This is a genomic window from Micromonospora sp. RTGN7, from assembly GCF_033804645.1.
Taxonomy (GTDB): Bacteria; Actinomycetota; Actinomycetes; order Mycobacteriales; family Micromonosporaceae; genus Micromonospora.
This window is the reverse complement of the sequence record NZ_JAPZLF010000001.1, coordinates 642316-662345: the sequence shown is the minus strand read 5'-3', so window position 1 is coordinate 662345 and position 20030 is coordinate 642316. Positions and strand designations below refer to the sequence as shown.

Sequence of the window (20030 nt, the reverse complement as noted above, 5' to 3'; positions counted from 1 at the left end):
TAACGCGATTTGGTTGAACGTTCAACCACCCGACTATGCTGGTGGTCATGACCAGTTGGCTGGACCCCGACGAACAGCGCACGTGGCGGGCGTACCTCACCGCCTCCCGAGCGCTGATGGAGATGCTCGACCGCGAGTTGCAACGCGACGCCGGTATGCCGCACGCGTACTACGAGATCCTGGTGCGGCTCTCCGAGGCGCCCGACCGGCGGCTGCGGATGAGCGACCTGGCCGACGCGACCGGCTCCTCGCGCAGTCGCCTCTCGCACGCGGCGGCGCGGCTGGAGGCGTCCGGCTGGCTCCGGCGGGAGGAATGCCCGACCGACCGGCGCGGGCAGGTCGCCGCGCTGACCGACGCCGGGTTCGCCGCGCTCGCCGCAGCCGCTCCCGGCCATGTCGAGGGGGTACGCCGGCACCTCTTCGACGCGCTCAGCCCCGCCCAGGTGGACCAGCTCCGTCGGATCAGCGAAACGCTCGCCGACCACCTGACCGGATGATGACCGAATCGCGATCGTCGAGGGGTTGTACATATTGTCGTCGGACGGCCACGATGGGGCGTGTCCTCCGCCTTCGGTGAATTGACCGTCCAGGCGCACCACCTGGTGTCCGCCGGCGACCTGGCCGGCGCGCAACAGCTACTCTCCGAGGCGCTGAGCGACGCCGATCCCCGCCCCGACCAGGCGTCCCCCGAGCTGGCCGACGCCGCCGGCCTCCAGGCCCGGGTGCTGATCGCGCTGGGCGAGCCGCACTCGGCACGCGGCTGGGCCGCCTTCGCGTACGCGGCGACGACCCGGCTGCACGGCCGCTCCGACCCGCGGACGGTCTCGTCGGCGGCGACGCTGGCCGCGGTGCTGCACCGGGTCGGCAGTCACGCCCGCGCCGCCCGGCTCTACTCCGACGTCGTCATCGAACTGACGGCCTCCGACGGGCCGGAGTCGCTGCGGGTGCTCGCCGCCCACGCCGACCTGGCCACCGTGGAGTACGCCCGGGGCCAGTGCGAGGTGGCCCGGGAACGGTTGCAAGACGCCTGGGAGTTGCACCGGGAGGTGTACGGCGACGGCCACCCCAGCGGCATCAAGATGCTGGCCCGGCTCGGGTCCATGCAACGCGACTGCGGGGAGTTCGCCGAGGCGCACGACCACCTTGCCCTGGCCCGGGAGCTGTGCCTGCAGCACCTCGCCGTGGACGACCCCCTCGCCGTGCAGGTGGCGGCCCTCGCCCGGGCCGCTGCCAACCCCGACCACGTCTGCGCGGGGGCGCCTCGGGCCGTACGGAACGCGCCGGCCGCGCCCCCGGACGTCCCCGTGATCCCGGCAGCCCGCGTCCCACCGGCCGCCGAGGGGCCACCGGCGTACCCGCCCGAGTGGCCGCTGGACGACCCCGCCGAAGGGTCGCCGACGTACCCGCCCGCATGGCCGCTGGACGACCCGTCCCCGCACACCGTCCCCGCCCCCCGGATGCCCCCGGAGGACGCGGCCTCCCCCGCCGCCCCGGGAACCCCGACGGCGTTCCCCGCCGCTGACGACGGATGGCCCCCGGAGGGAATGGACGACGACCCGTGGATCCGGGAACACGCCGCGCCGAACACCCCCACCCACCTCGGCGGCGACCGGTGGACCGGGCGGGACGAGGCCCGGGACAGCCCGGCGTACCCGGAGGAGCACGACCGGTGGACCGGGCGGGACGACGCCCGGGACACCCCCACGTACCCGGAGGAGCACGACCGGTGGACCGGGCGGGACGAGGCCCGGGACACCCCCACGTACCCGGAGGAGCACGACCGGTGGACCGGGCGGGACGAGGCCCGGGACACCCCCACGTACCCGGAGGAGCACGACCGGTGGCCACGCGAGCCGGAACAGCCGGCGGAGGGCGCACTGCCCCCGACCGCGGTCGGTCTGGCCGGCAGCGTCGAGGCCGAGCCGGCCGGGGTGCGGGCCACGCGCCTGCCCGCGGTCCGTCAGGACCGGTCGCGGCTGCTCCCGGTGTTGGTCCCGCGCCCGCCCGCGCCGCCGCCGCGCCGGCTTACCCCACTCGTGGTGGTGGGCGGCGTGACCGTGGTGGTGCTCGGCACGGCGGCGGTGGTCGCCGGGGTCTCCCGGGTCGACGGCCCGGGGCAGGCCCCGTCGCCCTCGCCCACCGTTTCGCCGGTTTCAGACGCCCCGGGAGCCCCGGGCAGCAGCGCGCCGGCCAGCCCTCGGGCGGCCGCCTCGCCCGGCACCCCGCCTGGCCGGTTCACCCTCCGAGACAACCGGGATAACATCGCCCTGAACTGGACGTACCCGGCCGGCGCGAGCGGGCCGGTGGTGCTCGCCGGCGCCCCGTCGGGGCAGGAGCCGCGCGCGTTCGAGACCCTGCCGGCCGGCAGCACGAGCTGGCTGGTCCACGGGCTGGACACGACCAACGACTACTGCTTCACCATCGCGGTGGTGTGGGCGGCGGACACGGTCGGCCGGACCCGTCAGGTCTGCACCCGCCGCCGCTGACCCCGGTACGCACCGGACGGGAGAGGTGGTGCCATGGAGGCGGGTGGCACGGCGGAAACCGGTGGCGCGCTGGAAACCGGTGGCACGCGGTGAAGCCGGCTGGCGTGGCCGAGGCGGCTGCGCCTCAGGCAGCCGGGGCGGTCAGGGCGGCCGGGGCGGTCAGTGCGGCCGGGGCGGTCAGTGCGGTCAGGAAGGCGTCGGCGATGACGGCGTGACCGGGCAGGCCCGGGTGAATCTGGTCGTCGGCCCAGCGGCTCGACGGGCTGTGCCGCAACACCCGGTCATAGGCGGCCTGGGTGCTCACGTGCACCGCCTCGAAGTCCTTGGCGAGGGCGGCGACCACTGCGGCGTACCGGTCGGTCTCGACGCGCTGCGGCTCGTCGACGTCCGCCTCGATGAAGAACGGATCGGCGAGGATCAGCCGGCACCCGGTGGCGTCCACGGCCCGGCGCAGCAGGCCGCGCAGGGTGCGCTCGTACTCGTCGATCGGCACGGCCTCGGCCTCCCGGCCGGGGATGAACGCGCGCCAGATGTCGTTGATGCCGATCATCACGGAGAGCCAGTCGGGGCGCTCGGCGATCGCGTCGGCGTCCCAGCGGGCCGCCAGATCCCGGACGGTGTTCCCGCTGATCCCCCGGTTGACCCAGGTCAGCTCCCGCTCCGGGTACCGTGCATCGACGAAGGCGCGGACCAGGCTCAGGTACCCGTCGCCGTAGGGGGCGGCAACGTCGGCTCGGCCGCAGTCGGTGATGCTGTCCCCGATGAAGACGATCCGCTGACCTGCACCCAGCAACATCGCGCGGCTCCATCCCTCGGCGGCGTGGTCCCGCCCAACCGTGTGGTGGGAGAGGTCGCCGCGCGGTATCTTTTGCAGTTCAGGCACAAAAAAAGAACGGCGCAAAATTGCCGTTCTTTTTGGAATTCTAATCACTAGGGAGACGGCTTGTCAAGGCACTCCGACGGTCCCGACGAGCTGCGGCACGACGACGAGATCGGTCGCGAGCAGGAGTACGTCTCCGTGCTCTACGGCCGGCTGGACGGCATGCGGGAACAGGCCGCCCAGCGGCTCGGCGAGGAATTGCGCGCCACCGGCGGCACCCAGCAGGCCCGGTCCCAGCGGGACAGTGCGGTGCGGATGTACGCCGAACAGGTCGAGCAGTTCTCCGCCGTGGAGAACGGGCTCTGCTTCGGTCGGCTCGACACCGACGACGACGCGCGCCACTACATCGGCCGGATCGGCATCTTCGACACCAGCGGCGACTACGACCCGCTGCTGATCGACTGGCGGGCCCCCGCCGCCCGGGCCTTCTACCTGGCCACCGCCGCCAACCCGCAGGGCGTACGCCGACGGCGGCACCTGCGGACCCGGCAACGGAAGGTGACCGCCCTCAACGACGAGGTACTCGACCTGGCCACCGCCTCCCCCACCGCGCACGAGGAGCTGACCGGGGAGGCGTCGCTGCTCGCCGCGCTCACCGCCGGTCGGACCGGCCGGATGCGCGACATCGTCGAAACCATCCAGGTCGAGCAGGACCGGATCATCCGCGCCGACCTGCCCGGGGTGATGGTGGTCCAGGGCGGCCCGGGCACCGGCAAGACCGCGGTCGCCCTGCACCGCGCGGCGTACCTGCTCTACACCCACCGCAATGTGCTCGCCAGCCGGGGCGTGCTGCTGGTTGGCCCGAACGAGACGTTCCTGCGCTACATCTCGCAGGTGCTTCCGGCGCTGGCCGAGACGGGCGTGCTGCTGCGTACCCCCGGGGACCTTTTTCCCGGGGTCAGCGCCCGCCGGACCGAGCCGGCGGAGGCCGCGGCGCTCAAGGGCCGCGCCGAGATGGTGGAGGTGCTGACCGCAGCGGTGCGGGACCGGCAGTGGGTTCCCGACGAACCACTGGTGATCGAGGTCGAGCGGGAGGAGCTGCGGCTGGACCCGGAGACCGTTCGGGCGGCCCGGGACCGCGCCCGCCGCACCGGCCGGCCGCACAACCTGGCCCGCGCGATCTTCGACGTCGAGATCGTGCACGCCCTGGCCGACCAGGTGGCGGACCGGATCGGATCGGACCCGCTGGGCGGGGAGAACCTGCTCGACGAGGCCGACGTCGCGGAGATCCGCCGTGAGCTGCGCGAGGAGCCCGAGGTGCGGGCCGCGCTGGACCGACTCTGGCCGGTGCTCACCCCGCAGCGCCTGCTCGCCGACCTGTACGCCGACCCCGACCGGATCGCCGCAGCCACGCCCGACCTGACCGACGCCGAACGCGCCCTGCTGCACCGCGAGCCGGGCGGCTGGACGCCGGCCGACGCGCCGCTGCTCGACGAGGCCGCCGAGCTGCTCGGCGAGGACGACCGCGCCGCCGCGGCCCGCCAACAGCGCATCCGGACCCTCCAACGCGAGTACGCCGAGGGCGTGCTGGAGATCGCCCGGGGCTCCCAGTCCATCGACGTGGAGGACGTGGAGGAGGAGGCGAAGGAGATCCTCAGCGTCAGCGACCTGCTCGACGCCGACCGGCTGCTGGAACGCCAGGAGGAGCACGACGGGTTGACCGCCGCCCAACGCGCCGCCGTCGACCGGACCTGGGCGTTCGGGCACGTCATCGTCGACGAGGCGCAGGAGCTGTCGCCGATGGCCTGGCGGCTGCTGATGCGCCGCTGCCCGAGCCGGTCGATGACGATCGTCGGGGACGTGGCGCAGACCGGGGCGCTCGCCGGCACCCCGTCCTGGGCGGACGCGCTGGAGCCGTACGTGGCACAGCGGTGGCGGCTGGAGGAACTGACCGTCAGCTACCGCACGCCCGCCGAGATCATGGCGGTGGCCGCCGAGGTGCTGACGAAGATCGACCCGCACCTGCGCCCACCGCGCTCGGTGCGGGAAAGTGGAGTGCCGCCGTGGGACCGTCGGGTCGACGAGGACCGGCTGGCCGCGGAGCTGACCGCCGCTGCGGTCGCCGAGGCGGCCGTCCTGGACGACGGGCGGCTCGGCATCATCGTCCCCACCGGCCGGGTCGACGAGCTGGGCGCCGCCATGGTCGCGACGCTGCCCGAGGCGGCCGTCGGCGAGCAGCCGGAGTTGGAGAGCCGGGTGGTGGTGCTGACCGTGGCGCAGGCCAAGGGGCTGGAGTTCGACTCGGTCCTGATCGCCGATCCGGAACGGATCGTCGCCGAGTCCCCGCGCGGCCACAGCGACCTATACGTCGCCCTGACCCGCGCCACCCAACGCCTGGGCATCCTCCACCCCACCCCCTAACCACCCCACCCACCCCACCCGGGACATCGCGCACTTTCACGGAATCAGTGGCTATTCGGCGCCGCGAAGCCACTGATTCCGTGAAAGTGCGGCCCTCTCACTCGTTGGTGAAGTTGCCGACCTGGCTGGCGCTGCTTGACTGGTCACTGGTTGGGGCGCCTGCGGGGGTGCTCAGGCCGCCGGTGGTGGCGTCGCCGGTGGTGGTCGGGGCGACCTTGCCTCGGTGCTGTTCCGGCTGCCGGGCCAACCGGCGGACGCTCGCCGGGCCGGCGGTGCCGCCGGTCGTGGTGACCGCGCCCTGGCCCCGGGTCGGGCCGCCGTCACGTAACACCTCCGGGTCGATCCGGGCCTGCGCCACGTCGTCCGGGTCCTCCTCTTGAAGGACTCGCGTCTCGTCGGTCTGCGGCACGGTGACCTCGTCGAGGGCCCCCTCGCCGTAGACGCCGCCGGCGATCCGTTCCTCGGCCTTGCGGGCAGACTCCCGCATCGTGTCGTCCTCACGCACGTCCATCACCTCGCAGAACTGTCGGAGCAGAACTGTCGGATCTGCGGTGCGTGCCCGGGCACGCACCGAACAAACCAGCGCCGATCCGGACGTCGGGAATGAACGTCGCGGTCCGTGAGGAAGGCGATCCGGTACGGCGGACGGCTGCGGCGGGCACCGCTATCCGCGGACCGGCGGGTGTTACCTCGCCGGGCCCCCGGGTAGTCGGGGGGTGTCCCCGCCAGGAACGTGAACCGTGCCGTGGCCGAGACGCGGTAGCGGGGCGAGGGGACGCAGGCAGGACTCATCGCATCCTGAGGAGGACAAGATGAGCACGCAGGCTGCATCCACCAGGCCGATGAACCGTACCCAGGAAGCGCCGAACCGCGCGATGAACGACATGCCGAACCGCGCGATGCAGGAGGCACCCACCCGGCCGATGCCGATGATGCACGACGGGCACCGGGAGCCGGCGATGGCACCCGGCTCGGAGACGAAGCAGTCGTTCCTGACCACCGAGTTCTGGGTCTGGGCCGCTGCCGTGGCCGTCGTGGTGATCGCCGCCTTCTGGCGGGGTTCGGCCACCAACGGCCTGAATATCAACAATCCGGGTCAGGCCTGGCTATACATCACGCTGCTGACCATCGGGTACCTCGGTAGCCGCGGGCTGGCCAAGGCCGGCAGCAGCTTCCGCAGCGGCTCCGAGCGCAAGGCGGCCCGGCACTAACGCCAACCGATCAGCTCCAAGCAGTACGGTGGCCCTCCGGGATCTCCCGGAGGGCCACCGTCGGACGTGGAGGACTACTCCTCGTCACCGCCGAAGCCCCAGTCCTCGGAGAAGTCACCCTCGATGGCGTCCTCGATCATTTCGCCGGCGACCATCCCGCCGACCGCGCCGAGCGCCGCACCGGCGACGACGCCACCCATCCCGACACCCCGGCTGTGCCCATGGCCGTGGCCGGGCGACATCGGGTAGCCGTGCGGGGCGCCGTAGCCCTGGACCGGCACGCCGAAGCCCTGGGCACGGTGGCCGCCGTACTTCGAGGTCAACTCCTGCAGCCAGCCGTCGACCACCTGGGCCCAGTCGGTGCGCTCCGCGTCGGTGTGGGCCACCGTGTACCGGCCGAAGACGTCATGGCCGGCGCTGAGGAACCCACCCCGCTTGTCGCACTCCAGGATCACGTCGATGCCGCGCTGGCTGGTCACGAAGGTCAGCTCGACCTCGTTGATGCTCTGCGCGTACTGCGGCGCGGCGAAGAACTCGACCTCCTGGTAGAACGGCAGCGTCTGCTGCGTACCCCGGATGTGGCCGTGCTCCAGGTCGGCGCCCTTGAACCGGAAGCCGAGCTGGGCAAAGGCATCCAGGATGCGTTCGTGCACCGGCAGGGGGTGCACCGCCACCTGGTCGAGGTCGCTCTTGTCGACCGCCCGGGCCACCGCCACCTCGGTGCGCAGCCCCATCGTCATGCCGCGCAGGCGCTGGCCGTACACGTCGGTGATCGGGGTCTCCCACGGCACCTGAAGCTGAAACGGGATCGACAGCTGCTGCTTCGGGGCAAGCTCGAAGGCCCCGGCGACCGGCATCCGGTGGAACTCCATGATGCCGGCGTACTCGCTGTCGCCGCCCTCGATCTCCACCCGGGTGACCAGGCCGACGGCGATCTGCTCGATCGCGGCCGACGAGTCCCCGCCGACCAGGTTGACCTGACCCTCGAGGGTCAGGCCCGGCCGGGTGTTCGGGTTCGCCAGGACGGTGTCCACTTTGGGACCCCCCACGCCGAACGCGCTCAACATCTTCTTGAAGACCATCAACACTCCAGTAGACGGATGTGCGCGCTCCACCCTGGAGCGCTGCCGCTCACCGCCCGACCTTATTCGTCAGCGCTGTGAGATGCCTGTGAGCAGCCTCGGCGCGTCGCAGGCTTGACCTTGACCTTCGGGGAAGCTCCAGCCTGGTCCGTGCCGGTCGCCGCGACCGGCACGAGGAGGATGTCAACGTGGGGCTGCTGACCATCGGGGCGTTCGCCAGAGCAGTACGCCTGACACCGAAGGCGTTACGGCTCTACGACGAGCTGGGATTGCTGCGACCGGCCGCCGTCGATCCCGAGTCGGGGTACCGGCTCTACGCCCCGGCCGCCGAACTGCTCACGCTGCTGGCCGGCGCGGTCGCCGACGCCGACCGCGCCGCAGGCCACCGCTGGCAACTCTTGACTCATGCCAGACCCTCCGCAATCTCCGCGATCAGCTTCGCCGACTCGCGCGAGTCGAGTGCGGCCTCACGGAGCCGATCGTACGCAAGCGACTAGCGCTTTGACTTGGGTGATTCCATGAACCGGCGTCCACCCAACATCTCCGCGTAGGCAACCTCCGGGTATGGCTTGGGCATTCTGAAGACGACAAAGGAGCCGTCCAAGCCGGCGTGCAGGCCAAGCCTTGACGGGAGCACCCGGACATCAATGCTCGGCTTCAGGAGCAGCTCGCCCACGTGTTGGAGCTGCCCACACATCAGCGCGGAGTCACCCACGGGGCGTCATAGCACGCTCTCGTCGATGACCGTCGCGATGCGCAGAGGCGGATCGCGATCGAGAACGAGTTGCCGGTCCAGTCGCAACTTCAACCACTTACCGACGGAGAAGTCGGTCACTTCCGCGCCCTCGGCGTTGCGGATCACCGCCTTCGCGTAGGCCCGCGTCTGCATGAGCCCTGGCATCAGGGTCGCATCCCACGAACAGATCTGCTCCGCTCTGGTCTCTAGCCATGGAAAATCGATGAAGGACGTGTCCACCAGCTCGTCGTAGTCATCGTCCCACCGGTCGGTGCGCCAGGCATCCTCGGCAAGCTAGATGAAGCGTTCGCTGGCGTCGTTGCCGCAGGTCGAGGCGGCCGGCACCACCGTCTCCGCCGAGGACGCCCAGCACGTACGACACTGGGTGTTCTGCGACCGGATCATGCCCGCCCGCCGGCGCTGCACCCGCCGCGCCCACCACGACGGACCGTGCGACCCGGCGGGCGTGGCGGGGTGAGAGAGGGGTACCCCTCTCTCACCGCAGGAGTTAATAAGGTGCTCTCCCTTACCCGCAGGCCTGCTCGTCGAGCTGCACGTCGGCGTCCGCCGAGGGGGCGCGCGGCGCCGTTGTGGCGGGTGCCGCGCGGATCGGGTAAGGGCGCCCGCCCCTCTCGGCATCGCCCGGATCAACCGTTGCGGGCTCGGCGCGGGTCGACGCCGGTCCGCACGACGATCAGCTCGCCCACCTGCTCGCGGAGCTGACCGCGCGCCTCCGGAGGCAGCCCCGCGTCGGTGACGAGCATGTCGGCCTCGGACAGCTGGGCGATCGTGGCCGTCCCGATCGTTCCCCACTTGGTGTGGTCGGCCAGCACCACCAGGCGCCGGGACGCCTCGACCAGGCACCGGTCGGTCCCCGCCTCCAGCAAATTCGGGGTGGTGAAACCGGTGCGCGGGCTCATGCCGTGCACACCGAGGAAGAGCACATCGACGTTGAGGGAGCTGATCGCCGCCTCGGCCACCGGCCCGGTCAGGGCGTCCGACGGGGTACGGATGCCGCCGGTCAGCACGACCGTCTGGTCCGCGCGCGGGTTCTGGTGGAGGGCCTCGGCGACCGGGATCGAGTTGGTCACCACGGTCAGCCCCCGCACCTCGGTCAGCAGGGCGGCCAGCACGGCGGTCGTGGTGCCGGCGGAGAGCGCGACGGCCATGCCGGGCTCGACCAGGGCGGCGGCGTGCTCGGCGATGGCCCGCTTCTCGGCCCGCTGCCGCAGCGACTTAGTGGCGAAGCCGGGCTCGTCGCCGGGCCCGGAGCCGGCCAGGGTCGCGCCACCGTGGACCTTGTCGACGAGCCCCCGCTCGGCCAGCACCTCCAGGTCGCGCCGGATCGTCATGTCCGAGACGGCGAACCGGCTGACCAACTGGCTGACCCGCACGCCGCCGCGCTGCCGGATCAGCTCGAGGATCGCTGCCTGCCGCTGCTGGGCCAGCATCCGGATGACCTCCTTCGCGCCATTACCGTAGGGGCGTGCCAGCGGCCGGAGCCTCGCGGACCACGGCCACCTCACCGGCCGGCACGACCAGGTCGCCGGCGCAGGGCGCGCCGGTCAGCAACTCCACGCCGGTGACGTCGAGGCGAGCGTCGGTGTCGGTGTGGTTGATGACGAAAAGCCAGCTACGGTCGCCGTCGCGCCGCCGGACCGCCTCCACCTCGGCGGGGACCCGTGCCGCCGGGCGCACCCCCGACTCGGCCACCAGCCGGGCCACCAGCCGGTCGGTGGCCGTCGCGTCCAGCCGGGTGCCGACGTACCAGGCCGCGCCCGCGCCGACCGGGTGCCGGGTCAGCGCCGGCACACCCGGCAGCGGACCGTCGGCGTACGCGGCGAGCACCTGCGCGCCCTCGGGGTGCAGCCACTCCGTCCACACGTCGGCGGCAGAACCGTCGTCCAGCGTGACCCGCTCCCCCGTCCGCAGCGGAAAGAACTCCTCCACGCGCACGCCCAGCAGCTCCCGGAACGCCCCCGGGTAGCCGCCGAGACGGATGTGGTCGTGCTCGTCGACGATGCCGCTGAAGTAGGTGACCAGGGCCGTGCCGCCCGCCTCGATGAACCGGCGCAGCGCCGCGGCGTGCGCGTCACGCACCAGGTACAGGGTGGGCACCAGCACCAACCGGTAGCGGGACAGGTCGGTGCACGGGTGCACGACGTCGGCGGTGATCCCGGCCCGCCACAGCGCGTCGTGCAGCGCGCCGAGACGATCGGCGTACGTGACGTCGACGCTGGGGTGCGAGTCCAGCTCGACGCCCCACCACGCCTCGTAGTCGAACAGGATCGCCACCTGCGCCTCGACCCGGCTGCCGCGCAGCTCGGCGAGGGCCCCGAGGTCCGCGCCGAGCCGGCACACCTCGCGGAACACCGTGGTCTCGGCCCCGGCGTGCGGAACCAGCGCGGAGTGGAACTTCTCCGCCCCGGCGCGGGAGGCCCGCCACTGGAAGAAGAGCACCCCGTCGGCGCCACGCGCCACGTGCGCCAGGCTGTTGCGGCGCAGCTGCCCGGGGGCCTTGGCGACGTTGCGCGGCTGCCAGTTGACGGCGCTGGTGGAGTGCTCCATCAGTAGCCACGGCCCGCCGCCAGCCACGCCCCGGGTGTGGTCGGCCGCCAGCGCCAGCCCGACGTGGGCACGCGGGTCGGCGGCCGTCAGATAGTGGTCGTTGGCGACCACGTCCACGTCGGACGCCCAGGAGTGGTAGTCGAGGTGTTTGGCCGCGCCGATCATGAAGTTCGTGGTGACCGGCTGCCGGACCAGCCGACCCAGCACCTCGCGCTCGGCGCGCAGCTGGGCGCGCTGCTCGTCGGAGGAGAAGCGCAGGAAGTCCAGCTGCTGGGTGGGGTTGGCGAAGGTCGGGGCCGTACGCGGCGGGTTGATCTCGGCCCAGTCGCCGTACCGCTGGCTCCAGAAGGCGGTGCCCCAGGCGTCGTTGAGCCCGTCCAGGTCGCCGTAGCGCTCGCGCAGCCAGCGGCGGAACGCCTGCGCGCTGACGTCGCAGTAACAGTGCGCGTTGTGGCAGCCCAGCTCGTTGGAGACGTGCCACATCACCACCGCGGGGTGCTCGGCGTACCGGATGGCGAGGGCCTCGACCAGGGCCAGTGACCGCTCGCGGAACACCGGCGAGCTGGGGCAGTACGCCTGCCGGCCGCCCGGCCAGAGAATCGCGCCGTCGGCGCGGCGGGGCAGTGTCTCCGGGTGCCGGTGGGCCAGCCACGGCGGTGGGCTGGCGGTGGCCGTCGCCAGGTCGACCGAGATCCCACCGTCGTGCAGCACGTCGATCGCCCGGTCCAACCAGCCGAACTCGTACGCGCCGGGGGCGGGCTCCAGCAGCGCCCAGGAGAAGATCCCCACCGACACCAGGTTGACCCCGGCCCGACGCATCAGCGCAACGTCCTCAGCCCAGGTGGACTCGGGCCACTGCTCCGGGTTGTAGTCGGCGCCGAACCACATCTTCTCGCCCTGCCATCGCCGCATGGATGCAGAGCGTGCCCGGCCGCGACTGCCGAGTCAACACCTTCAAACATCGAGCGACGTCATGATCCTTGGCCTGTTGTCAAGCCGTCGGCGCCCCCTTGACAGCGCCCGGTGGACGAGTAGCTTGAGGCGCCACTGGCAATTCGTGTTCGCCAATGTGGATTCGTGATGGATCCGGGTGGGTGATCAAAGGAGGCATCATGTCCCGTCCCCGCACCCGAGCCGAATACCTCGCCCGACTCGTACCCCCCTCCGTGGCCGGCCTCAACCGTCGTTCGCTGCTGGCCGGCGCGGCCGGCACCACCGCGCTGCTCGGCACCGGCCTGCTCGCCGGCTGCGGCTCGGACTCCGGCGGATCCGAGGTCAAGACGGTGTCGCTGGGCAGCAACCAGTCCGACCCGAAGCCCAAGGAGGTCGTCGCGAAGGTCGTGGACGGATTCCAGATCTCGTCCGGCCTTCGAATCGCCGTCAACACGGTCGACCACAACACCTTCCAGGAGAACATCAACAACTACCTCCAGGGCAAGCCGGACGACGTCTTCACCTGGTTCGCCGGGTACCGGATGCGGTTCTTCGCCCAGCGCGGCCTCGCGAGCGACCTCAGCGACATCTGGAACCTGCTCGCCGGCTATTCCGAGGCGTTCAAGAAGGCGTCGACCGGGGACGACGGCAAGCAGTACTTCGTGCCGACCACGTACTACCCGTGGGCCGTTTTCTACCGCAAGTCGGTCTGGCAGCAGCGCGGCTACCAGCCGCCGAAGACCCTGGACGAGCTGACCGCCCTCGGTGCGCAGATGAAGAAGGACGGCCTCACCCCGATCGCCTTCGCCGACAAGGACGGCTGGCCGGCGATGGGCACCTTCGACATCCTCAACCTGCGTATCAACGGCTATCAGTTCCACATCGACCTGATGGCCGGCAAGGAGGCGTGGACCTCCGAGAAGGTGAAGAAGGTCTTCGACACCTGGGCCGGCCTGCTGCCGCTGCACCAGGCCGACAGCCTCGGCCGGACCTGGCAGGAGGCAGCCCAGTCGTTGCAGCAGAAGAAGTCCGGCATGTACCTGCTCGGCCTCTTCGTCGGCCAGCAGTTCAGCAACGAGGAGCAGGACGACCTCGACTTCTTCACCTTCCCCGAGATCGACCCGGCGATCGGGGCCACCGCCCTGGACGCGCCGATCGACGGCTACATGATGGCCCGCCGGCCGAAGTCCGAGGCGAACGCCAGAAAGCTGCTGGAGTACCTCGGCTCGAAGGAGGCCGCCGACGTCACCGTCCAGAACGATCCGGCCACCCTGGTCGCCAACGCCGGCGCGACGACCAGCGGCTACACCGCCCTGCAGAAGAAGGCCGCCGAACTGGTCGGTTCGGCCACCGAGATCGCCCAGTTCCTCGACCGGGACACCCGGCCGGACTTCGCCTCCACCGTGATCATCCCGGCGCTCCAGCAGTTCATCAAGGACCCGAAAGACATCGGCGGGCTGCTCAGCAGCATCGAGAACCAGAAAAAGTCGATCTTCACCGACTGACGACGGCGAGAGGGGAAGGACACCGTGTCCGACCTGCCCCCGATCCATGCGGATCGCGCCGCGCCGACGCCGGCCACGGCCACCCCCACGGATGGTCGTGGCCGTCGGCTACGGCTCCTGTCCCGCACCGACCGCGTGGTCGTCACGCTGATGGTGCTCGTACCGCTGCTGCTGGTCGTCGGCCTGGTCTGGCTCCCGGCGACGGCCACCGTGGTGCTCTCCGGCACGAACTGGGACGGCATCGGTCCGCTCGACGAGATCGAGTGGGTGGGTGGCCGCAACTACTCCGACGTGATCAACAACTATCCGCCGTTCGTGCCGGCGGTGCAGAACAACCTGCTCTGGCTGGCCGCGCTCTTCGTGGTCGCCACCCCGTTCGGCATGTACCTGGCGGTCCTGCTGGACAAGGAGATCCGGGGCAGCCGGTTCTACCAGACGGCGCTCTACCTGCCGGTGGTGATCTCCATGGCGCTGATCGGCTTCATCTGGCAACTCATCTACTCCCGCGACCAGGGCCTGCTCAACGCGGTGCTGGGCACGGAAACCGACTGGTACGGCGACCCGGACGTCAACATCTGGGCGGTCCTGGTGGCCGCTGGCTGGCGGCACGTCGGCTACGTCATGCTGCTCTACCTGGCCGGGCTGAAGGGGGTCGACCCGTCGCTGCGGGAGGCCGCCGCTGTCGACGGGGCCTCCGAGACCACCACGTTCTTCAAGGTGGTCTTCCCCGTCATGCGGCCCATCAACATCGTCGTGCTGGTGGTGACGGTGATCGAGTCGCTGCGCGCGTTCGACCTGGTCTGGGTGGTCAACAAGGGCCGCAACGGACTGGAGTTGATCTCGGCGCTGGTGACCCAGAACGTGGTCGGTGAGGCGAGCCGGATCGGTTTCGGCTCGGCGCTGGCGACGCTGATGCTGCTGGTCTCCCTGGTCTTCATCACCGTCTACCTGGCGACCGTCATGCGGGAGGACCGGAGATGACCGCGGCGACCCCGACCCTGACCCGCGAACCCGGGGCCGCCGGACGCCGCCCGGCCCGGCCCCGCCGGGTGGTCCTGCACCTTTTCCTGGGCGCGGTGGCCCTCGGCTGGCTCTTCCCGATCCTCTGGGCGGTGCTGACCTCGCTGCGCTCCTACGAGTACACCGCCGTCAACGGCTACGTGTCCCTCGGCGGCTGGACCCTTGACAACTACGTCACCGCCTGGCGCACCGCCGAGTTCGGCAAGCACTTCCTGAACTCGGCCTACATCACCGTCCCGGCCGTGGTGCTGGTGCTCTTCCTGGCCTCCTGCGTGGCATTCGTGATCGCCCGGTTCAGCTGGAAGATCAATCTCGTCCTGCTCGGCCTGTTCACCGCGGCGAACCTGCTGCCCCAGCAGGCCCTGCTGATCCCACTGTTCCGGCTCTTCACCGAGGTGCCGCTGCCGGCGTTCATGAGCGACTCGGAACTGCTCTACGACAGCTACTGGGGGCTGATCCTGATCAATGTCGCCTTCCAGTGCGGGTTCTGCGTCTTCGTGCTGAGCAACTACATGAAGGCCCTGCCGTACGAGCTCTACGAGGCGGCGATGATGGACGGAGCCAGCCTGTGGCGGCAGTACTGGCAGGTCACCCTGCCGCTGTGCCGTCCAGCGCTGGCGGCGCTGGCCACCCTGGAGGTGACCTGGATCTACAACGAGTTCTTCTGGGCCACCGTGCTGATGCGCACCGGCGACAAGTTCCCAGTCACCAGCTCGCTGAACAACCTGCGCGGCGAGTTCTTCACCGACAACAACCTGGTCTCGGCCGGTTCGGTGCTGGTCGCGATCCCCACCCTGGTGATCTTCTTCCTGTTGCAGAAGCAGTTCGTCCGGGGCCTCACGCTGGGAGCCTCCAAGGGATGACGATCGTCCACCTGCGCCGGGCGCGAACCAGCCTGGTGCTCGACGCGCGCGGCCCCGGGCTGCCCCGGGTCGCGCACTGGGGCGCCGAGCTCGGCCCGCTCGCCGCCGATGACCTCTCCGCGCTGGTCGACGCGGTCGCCGCACCGGTGGTGCCGAGCAGCTTCGACGAGCCGACCGTGCTGTCCCTGCTGCCCGAGGCCAGCGCCGGCTGGAGCGGCCGGCCGGGGCTGGCCGGCCACCGCGACGGCGGTGCCTTCTCCACGGCGTTCCGGCTCGACGCCCTCGACGTGACCGACGACGACCCGACCGGCTCCGCCCGGGTCACCGTGGCGGCGACGGACCCGGCCGCCGCGCTGGCGCTGACCGTCGAGGTCGAGCTGGACCCGACCGGGCTGGTGCTGCTGCGGCACGCGCTGCGCAACGACGGCGACTCCCCATACGAGCTGCGGGAGCTGACCCCGGTGCTACCGGTCCCGGCGGTCGCGGTCGAACTGCTCGACCTGACCGGCCGGTGGTGCCGGGAACGCAGCCCGCAGCGGCACCCGTGGCCGATGGGCGCGTGGGTCCGGGAGGGCCGGCACGGCCGGACCGGGCACGACGCGACGCTGCTGCTGGCCGCCGGGACGGCCGGGTTCGGGTTCCGCCACGGCGAGGTGTGGGCGGTGCACACCGCGTGGAGCGGCGACCACGTCACCGTCGCCGAGCGGCGGCCCGCGGGCGAGTCGACGCTCGGCGGTGGTGAACTGCTCGCCCCGGGCGAGGTGAGACTCGCCCCCGGCGCGTCGTACACCACTCCCCTGCTCTACGCGGCCTGGTCCGGCACCGGGCTGGACGGGCTCAGCGACGCGTTGCACGCCCACCTGCGGGCCCGGCCGGGGCATCCCCGCTCCCCGCGCCCGGTGACCCTCAACGTGTGGGAGGCGGTCTACTTCGACCACGACCTGGACCGGTTGCGGGCCCTCGCCGACCACGCGGCGCCGGTCGGGGTGGAACGGTTCGTGCTCGACGACGGGTGGTTCCGGGGCCGCAGGCACGACTGGGCCGGGCTCGGCGACTGGCACGTCGACGAGACCGTTTGGCCGAACGGGCTGCAACCACTGATCGACCACGTGCGCGGCCACGGCATGCAGTTCGGCCTCTGGGTCGAGCCGGAGATGGTCAACCCGGACTCCGACCTGTTCCGCGCCCACCCGGACTGGGTGCTGGCCGCGCCCGGCCGGCTGCCACCGCCGTGGCGGCACCAGCAGGTCCTCGACCTGGCCCGCACCGAAGCGTACGACCACCTGCTCGGGCTGCTCGACGCGCTGCTCACCGGGCACGACGGCATCGCGTACCTGAAGTGGGACCACAATCGGGACCTCACCGAGGCCGGCCACGCCGGCCGGCCGGGGGTGCACGCGCAGACCCTCGCCGTCTACCGGCTCCTCGACGAGCTGCGCCGCCGCCACCCGGGGGTGGAGATCGAAAGCTGCTCGTCCGGCGGCGCGCGGGTGGACCTGGAGATCCTGCGCCGCACCGACCGGGTCTGGGCCAGCGACTGCAACGACGCCCTGGAGCGGCTGGCCATCCAGCGCTGGACCGGGCTGCTGCTCCCGCCGGAGCTGGTCGGCAGCCACGTCGGGCCGGAGCGATCGCACACCACAGGCCGGGTACACGAACTGGGGTTCCGGGCCGCCACCGCGCTCTTCGGCCACTTCGGTATCGAGTGGGACATCGGCGCGGTCGGCTACCTGGAGCGGGCCGAACTGGCCGCCTGGGTGGCGCTGCACAAGCGGCTGCGCCCGCTGCTGCACTCCGGGCGGGTGGTCCGGGTCGACCACCCGGACCCGGCCGTCTGGGCCCACGGCGTCGCCGCCGCCGACGGTTCCCGGGCGGTGTACGCCGTGGCGCGGCTGGCCACCTCGGTCGCCCAGATTCCGGGCTCGGTACGGCTGCCGGGGCTGGACCGGGCCCGCCGGTACACGGTGCGGCCGGTGGCCGGCGTGCCGGAGCCGGCCGTGTTGCAGCTCGCCGAGCCCGGCTGGCTGCCCGACGGGGTCACCCTCCCCGGTGCGGTGCTGGAGTCGGTCGGCCTCCAGGTCCCCGCCCTGCACCCCGAGCAGACCCTGCTGCTGGAGGTTGACGCGGTCGGCTGACGGCGAGGTGTCGACCGCTCCGACGGACTGCCCGCAGTCATCGAGCCCGCGGCCACTGCACTCCACGCTCAAGACGGGCGACGAACCCTCGCGGCCTAGCGGGCCCGTATCCGGAGTCCGCCTTGCGAGCTTCGACGGCGGAGGCAGGCCGGGATGCCAGGTGGGTCACCAAACTCGCCCCTTTGCTCTGCTGCCGCCAACGCAACACCAGCACCGCACAGCCGCTGCACCGCACAGCCCGTGCATCGCGTGGTCGCTGCACGTCCCGAGCCAGCACGATCAGACGGCCGGAGGCGCAACGCTCTGCGAACGTTGCACAGGGGGCAGCAAAGCAAAGGTGGTCGTGCCGGTGTCACCCGCAGGTCCGCGCCGGCGTCCGGCGTCCGGCGTCCGGCGTCCGGCGTCCGGCGTCCGGCGTCCGGCGTCCGGCGTCCGGCGTCCGGCGTAACGGAAACAGAGGCGGCCGGGTCCACGTACCCGAGAGGAAGGTGGCCGGGTCCGGGTGGACCCGGCCACCGGTGGTGCGGTCGGTCAGCTTGCCGTGCAGGTGACGGCGGGAACGGCGTTGGTGCCGGTGGCGCTGGCGAGGAAGCCGAAGGTGGTGCTGGCCCTGGCGGCGAGTCGGCCGTTGTAATCCACGTTGCGGGCGGTCACGGTCGACCCGCTGCTGGTCACCGTGGCGTTCCAGGACTGGCTGACGGTCTGGCCGTTGGCGTAGGTCCACCTCGTCGTCCAGCCGTTGATGGCGGCGGAGCCGGCGGTCACCCTGACCTCACCCTGGAAGCCGCCGGCCCACTGGTTGACGATCGTGTACGTCGCCGTGCAGCCGCCGGTCGGCGGGGGTGTGGTGGGTGGCGGGGTCGTGGGCGGGGGCGTGGTGGGTGGGGGCGTGGTGGGTGGCGGGGTGGTGGGTGGCGGGGTGGTCGGGTTGGGGCCGCCGCCGTACACCGACGCCTCCCTCGACGTCGCCCTGATGCCGTTGGCGCCGTTGAAGATCCGCTGGCCCCAGGTGGTCAGGGCGGCCGGGTTGAAGTTGGTGGCCATGTCGAGGTATTCGACGCCGCCGCCGTTGCCGCTCCACGACCAGCCCAGGTAGCCGATCCCGTTGGCCTGGCTGTACGACAGGATGGTGTCCTCGTCGGGGTTGCCGTCGGAGTGGTCGAAGCCGAACTCGCCGACCACGATCGGCAGCTTCGCGGTGCGGAACCGGCCCAGGTAGTCGGTGATCTCCGCGGCGGTGTCGAAGACGCCGTACATGTGGATGGAGAAGACGGTGTTCTTCATCGGGTCGGCCGCGAAGACCGACGCGGCGTTGTCGCGCATGGTGAACGACCAGTCCTGACCCCAGTTCGGGGCGTCGACCATGATGGTGTGCGTCAGGCCGGCGGTGCGCAGCCGCTTGATCGCGTTGGCCGAGTCGGTGGCCCAGGTGCCGTAACCCTGGTTGCCGTACGGCTCGTTACCGATGTTGACGATGACGTACTTCTCCTGGCCGGCGAGGGCGCTGGAGATGCTGAGCCAGTAGTCGACCGCCCGGTCGAGGGTGATCGCGCCGCTCTGCTCGCCGTAGCCGGTGGTGTCGTGCACCTCCAGCACGCAGATCAGCTTGTTGGCCTTGCAGAGCGAGATGACGTTGGCGACGTCGGCGGTGTCGTTCTTGGCCCAGCGGTCGCCGGTGGCGAGCACCACCCGCACAGTGTTCGCGCCGAGTGCCTTGACGTTGGCGAAGGAGCTGGTCTGCTGCGCGTACCAGGTGTGGGCGTGGTTGACGCCGCGCATGACGAACTCGGTGCCGTTGGCGTCGTACAGCTTGCCGTTGACGACGGAGAAGCCGGCGGCGGCGTGCGCCGGCTGCCCGAAGGCGAACACGGCGGCGAGAACCGTCAGCAGGGCGACGCCCGCGACGGAGAGACGTTTTCTCATGGCCTTCCTCAGGGAGGGTCACCCCCGTGCCCAGGTGGGGGTGCGGTGGTGGTGACGCAGGGAAGGCGGCTGGCCCGTCAGCCGCCGTCCGGCTCCCGACGGCGCAGGGATCAGCGTAGGCCGATCCCCCCAGTCAGCGCAACCGGTTCAGTAGCCGGCCGCCCGGACCGGGGCGCCCCGTGGCGACCTCTGCACCCTCGCGACCCGCCACGGTTAGTGTGCACCGCGTACCGGCGGAGGCGAGGTTCGGCTCTTAACCGATTAAGGTACGGCCGGGCCGGCTCCCTCACGAGGTCGCCGACTGCGGGCCGGTCTGCGCCGGTCGAC

At 71.5% G+C, this 20030-nt stretch carries 15 protein-coding genes and 2 pseudogenes; 10 read left to right on the top strand and 7 right to left on the bottom strand.

Features of this window, described 5'->3' with window-relative positions; genetic code table 11:
- Positions 1 to 35 precede the first annotated feature (35 nt).
- A complete protein-coding gene (locus SNR22_RS02840) occupies positions 36 to 497 on the top strand; it encodes a MarR family transcriptional regulator (RefSeq protein ID WP_320064823.1) in 462 nt (153 codons plus the stop codon).
- Between the two features lie 60 nt (positions 498 to 557).
- Positions 558 to 2486 carry a tetratricopeptide repeat protein gene (locus tag SNR22_RS02835; protein ID WP_320064821.1) on the top strand — a complete coding sequence of 643 codons (1929 nt, stop codon included), beginning with the start codon at positions 558 to 560 and terminating at the stop codon, positions 2484 to 2486.
- A gap of 124 nt (positions 2487 to 2610) precedes the next feature.
- On the opposite strand, the gene SNR22_RS02830 is transcribed toward SNR22_RS02835, so the two are convergent.
- Positions 2611 to 3282, bottom strand: coding sequence for an SGNH/GDSL hydrolase family protein (locus SNR22_RS02830; protein WP_320064819.1), 672 nt, complete (start codon positions 3280 to 3282; stop codon positions 2611 to 2613).
- A 147-nt stretch (positions 3283 to 3429) separates the two neighbouring features.
- Between SNR22_RS02830 and SNR22_RS02825 the strand changes: the two genes are divergently transcribed.
- The gene (locus tag SNR22_RS02825) at positions 3430 to 5727 is read left to right on the top strand and encodes a HelD family protein (RefSeq protein ID WP_320064817.1); all 2298 of its coding nucleotides are present in this window, start codon (positions 3430 to 3432) and stop codon (positions 5725 to 5727) included.
- A gap of 97 nt (positions 5728 to 5824) precedes the next feature.
- Here the strand turns inward: SNR22_RS02825 and SNR22_RS02820 are convergent, their stop codons facing one another.
- Positions 5825 to 6232: a hypothetical protein gene (locus SNR22_RS02820; protein WP_320064816.1), complete on the bottom strand. Its 408-nt coding sequence runs from the start codon at positions 6230 to 6232 to the stop codon at positions 5825 to 5827.
- Positions 6233 to 6539: 307 nt separating this feature from the next.
- Between SNR22_RS02820 and SNR22_RS02815 the strand changes: the two genes are divergently transcribed.
- Entirely contained in the window at positions 6540 to 6938 is a 399-nt protein-coding gene (locus tag SNR22_RS02815; protein WP_413775575.1) for a hypothetical protein, read from the top strand.
- A 74-nt stretch (positions 6939 to 7012) separates the two neighbouring features.
- Here SNR22_RS02815 and SNR22_RS02810 read toward each other — a convergent pair whose 3' ends face one another.
- The gene (locus SNR22_RS02810) at positions 7013 to 8020 is read right to left on the bottom strand and encodes a sporulation protein (RefSeq protein ID WP_320064815.1); all 1008 of its coding nucleotides are present in this window, start codon (positions 8018 to 8020) and stop codon (positions 7013 to 7015) included.
- 188 nt (positions 8021 to 8208) lie between these two features.
- On the opposite strand from SNR22_RS02810, the pseudogene SNR22_RS02805 reads away from it, so the two are divergent.
- Positions 8209 to 8343 (top strand): annotated as a pseudogene (locus SNR22_RS02805) (MerR family DNA-binding transcriptional regulator); the annotation flags it as partial.
- A 170-nt stretch (positions 8344 to 8513) separates the two neighbouring features.
- Here SNR22_RS02805 and SNR22_RS02800 read toward each other — a convergent pair.
- Positions 8514 to 8996: pseudogene (locus SNR22_RS02800) on the bottom strand (DUF5753 domain-containing protein).
- Positions 8997 to 9054: 58 nt separating this feature from the next.
- Between SNR22_RS02800 and SNR22_RS02795 the strand changes: the two are divergent.
- Entirely contained in the window at positions 9055 to 9234 is a 180-nt protein-coding gene (locus SNR22_RS02795) for a hypothetical protein (protein WP_320064813.1), read from the top strand.
- A 169-nt stretch (positions 9235 to 9403) separates the two neighbouring features.
- Here SNR22_RS02795 and SNR22_RS02790 read toward each other — a convergent pair whose 3' ends face one another.
- Together SNR22_RS02790 and SNR22_RS02785 are read right to left on the bottom strand one after the other, a co-directional pair.
- Positions 9404 to 10207 (bottom strand): DeoR/GlpR family DNA-binding transcription regulator, encoded by an 804-nt coding sequence (locus SNR22_RS02790; RefSeq protein ID WP_320064811.1) that lies wholly within the window; start codon positions 10205 to 10207, stop codon positions 9404 to 9406.
- Between the two features lie 22 nt (positions 10208 to 10229).
- A complete protein-coding gene (locus SNR22_RS02785) occupies positions 10230 to 12236 on the bottom strand; it encodes a beta-galactosidase (protein ID WP_320064809.1) in 2007 nt (668 codons plus the stop codon).
- Between the two features lie 200 nt (positions 12237 to 12436).
- Between SNR22_RS02785 and SNR22_RS02780 the strand changes: the two genes are divergently transcribed.
- Genes SNR22_RS02780 through SNR22_RS02765 form a run of 4 tightly spaced genes read left to right on the top strand, consistent with a single transcriptional unit; the run spans position 12437 to position 17780 of the window.
- The gene (locus SNR22_RS02780) at positions 12437 to 13762 is read left to right on the top strand and encodes an ABC transporter substrate-binding protein (protein ID WP_320064807.1); all 1326 of its coding nucleotides are present in this window, start codon (positions 12437 to 12439) and stop codon (positions 13760 to 13762) included.
- Positions 13763 to 13786: 24 nt separating this feature from the next.
- Positions 13787 to 14743 carry a sugar ABC transporter permease gene (locus tag SNR22_RS02775; protein ID WP_320064805.1) on the top strand — a complete coding sequence of 319 codons (957 nt, stop codon included), beginning with the start codon at positions 13787 to 13789 and terminating at the stop codon, positions 14741 to 14743.
- Complete coding sequence (locus SNR22_RS02770; protein WP_320064803.1) at positions 14740 to 15645, top strand: carbohydrate ABC transporter permease; 906 nt, start codon at positions 14740 to 14742, stop codon at positions 15643 to 15645. Before SNR22_RS02775 ends, SNR22_RS02770 begins: the two co-directional genes overlap by 4 nt.
- Positions 15642 to 17780: an alpha-galactosidase gene (locus SNR22_RS02765; RefSeq protein ID WP_320064801.1), complete on the top strand. Its 2139-nt coding sequence runs from the start codon at positions 15642 to 15644 to the stop codon at positions 17778 to 17780. Before SNR22_RS02770 ends, SNR22_RS02765 begins: the two co-directional genes overlap by 4 nt.
- A 531-nt stretch (positions 17781 to 18311) precedes the next feature.
- Here SNR22_RS02765 and SNR22_RS02760 read toward each other — a convergent pair.
- Positions 18312 to 19703, bottom strand: a complete 1392-nt coding sequence (locus SNR22_RS02760; protein ID WP_320064800.1) for a cellulase family glycosylhydrolase — start codon at positions 19701 to 19703, stop codon at positions 18312 to 18314.
- Positions 19704 to 20030 lie beyond the last annotated feature (327 nt).

What these genes read in the sequence shown, in the direction of transcription:
- SNR22_RS02840 (WP_320064823.1), top strand. Translation starts at nt 36, where the DNA reads ATGCTGGTGGTCATGACCAGTTGGCTGGACCCCGACGAACAGCGCACG.
- SNR22_RS02830 (WP_320064819.1), bottom strand. Translation starts at nt 3,282, where the DNA reads ATGTTGCTGGGTGCAGGTCAGCGGATCGTCTTCATCGGGGACAGCATC.
- SNR22_RS02815 (WP_413775575.1), top strand. Translation starts at nt 6,540, where the DNA reads ATGAGCACGCAGGCTGCATCCACCAGGCCGATGAACCGTACCCAGGAA.
- SNR22_RS02810 (WP_320064815.1), bottom strand. Translation starts at nt 8,020, where the DNA reads ATGGTCTTCAAGAAGATGTTGAGCGCGTTCGGCGTGGGGGGTCCCAAA.
- SNR22_RS02795 (WP_320064813.1), top strand. Translation starts at nt 9,055, where the DNA reads ATGAAGCGTTCGCTGGCGTCGTTGCCGCAGGTCGAGGCGGCCGGCACC.
- SNR22_RS02790 (WP_320064811.1), bottom strand. Translation starts at nt 10,207, where the DNA reads ATGCTGGCCCAGCAGCGGCAGGCAGCGATCCTCGAGCTGATCCGGCAG.
- SNR22_RS02785 (WP_320064809.1), bottom strand. Translation starts at nt 12,236, where the DNA reads ATGCGGCGATGGCAGGGCGAGAAGATGTGGTTCGGCGCCGACTACAAC.
- SNR22_RS02780 (WP_320064807.1), top strand. Translation starts at nt 12,437, where the DNA reads ATGTCCCGTCCCCGCACCCGAGCCGAATACCTCGCCCGACTCGTACCC.
- SNR22_RS02770 (WP_320064803.1), top strand. Translation starts at nt 14,740, where the DNA reads ATGACCGCGGCGACCCCGACCCTGACCCGCGAACCCGGGGCCGCCGGA.
- SNR22_RS02765 (WP_320064801.1), top strand. Translation starts at nt 15,642, where the DNA reads ATGACGATCGTCCACCTGCGCCGGGCGCGAACCAGCCTGGTGCTCGAC.
- SNR22_RS02760 (WP_320064800.1), bottom strand. Translation starts at nt 19,703, where the DNA reads ATGAGAAAACGTCTCTCCGTCGCGGGCGTCGCCCTGCTGACGGTTCTC.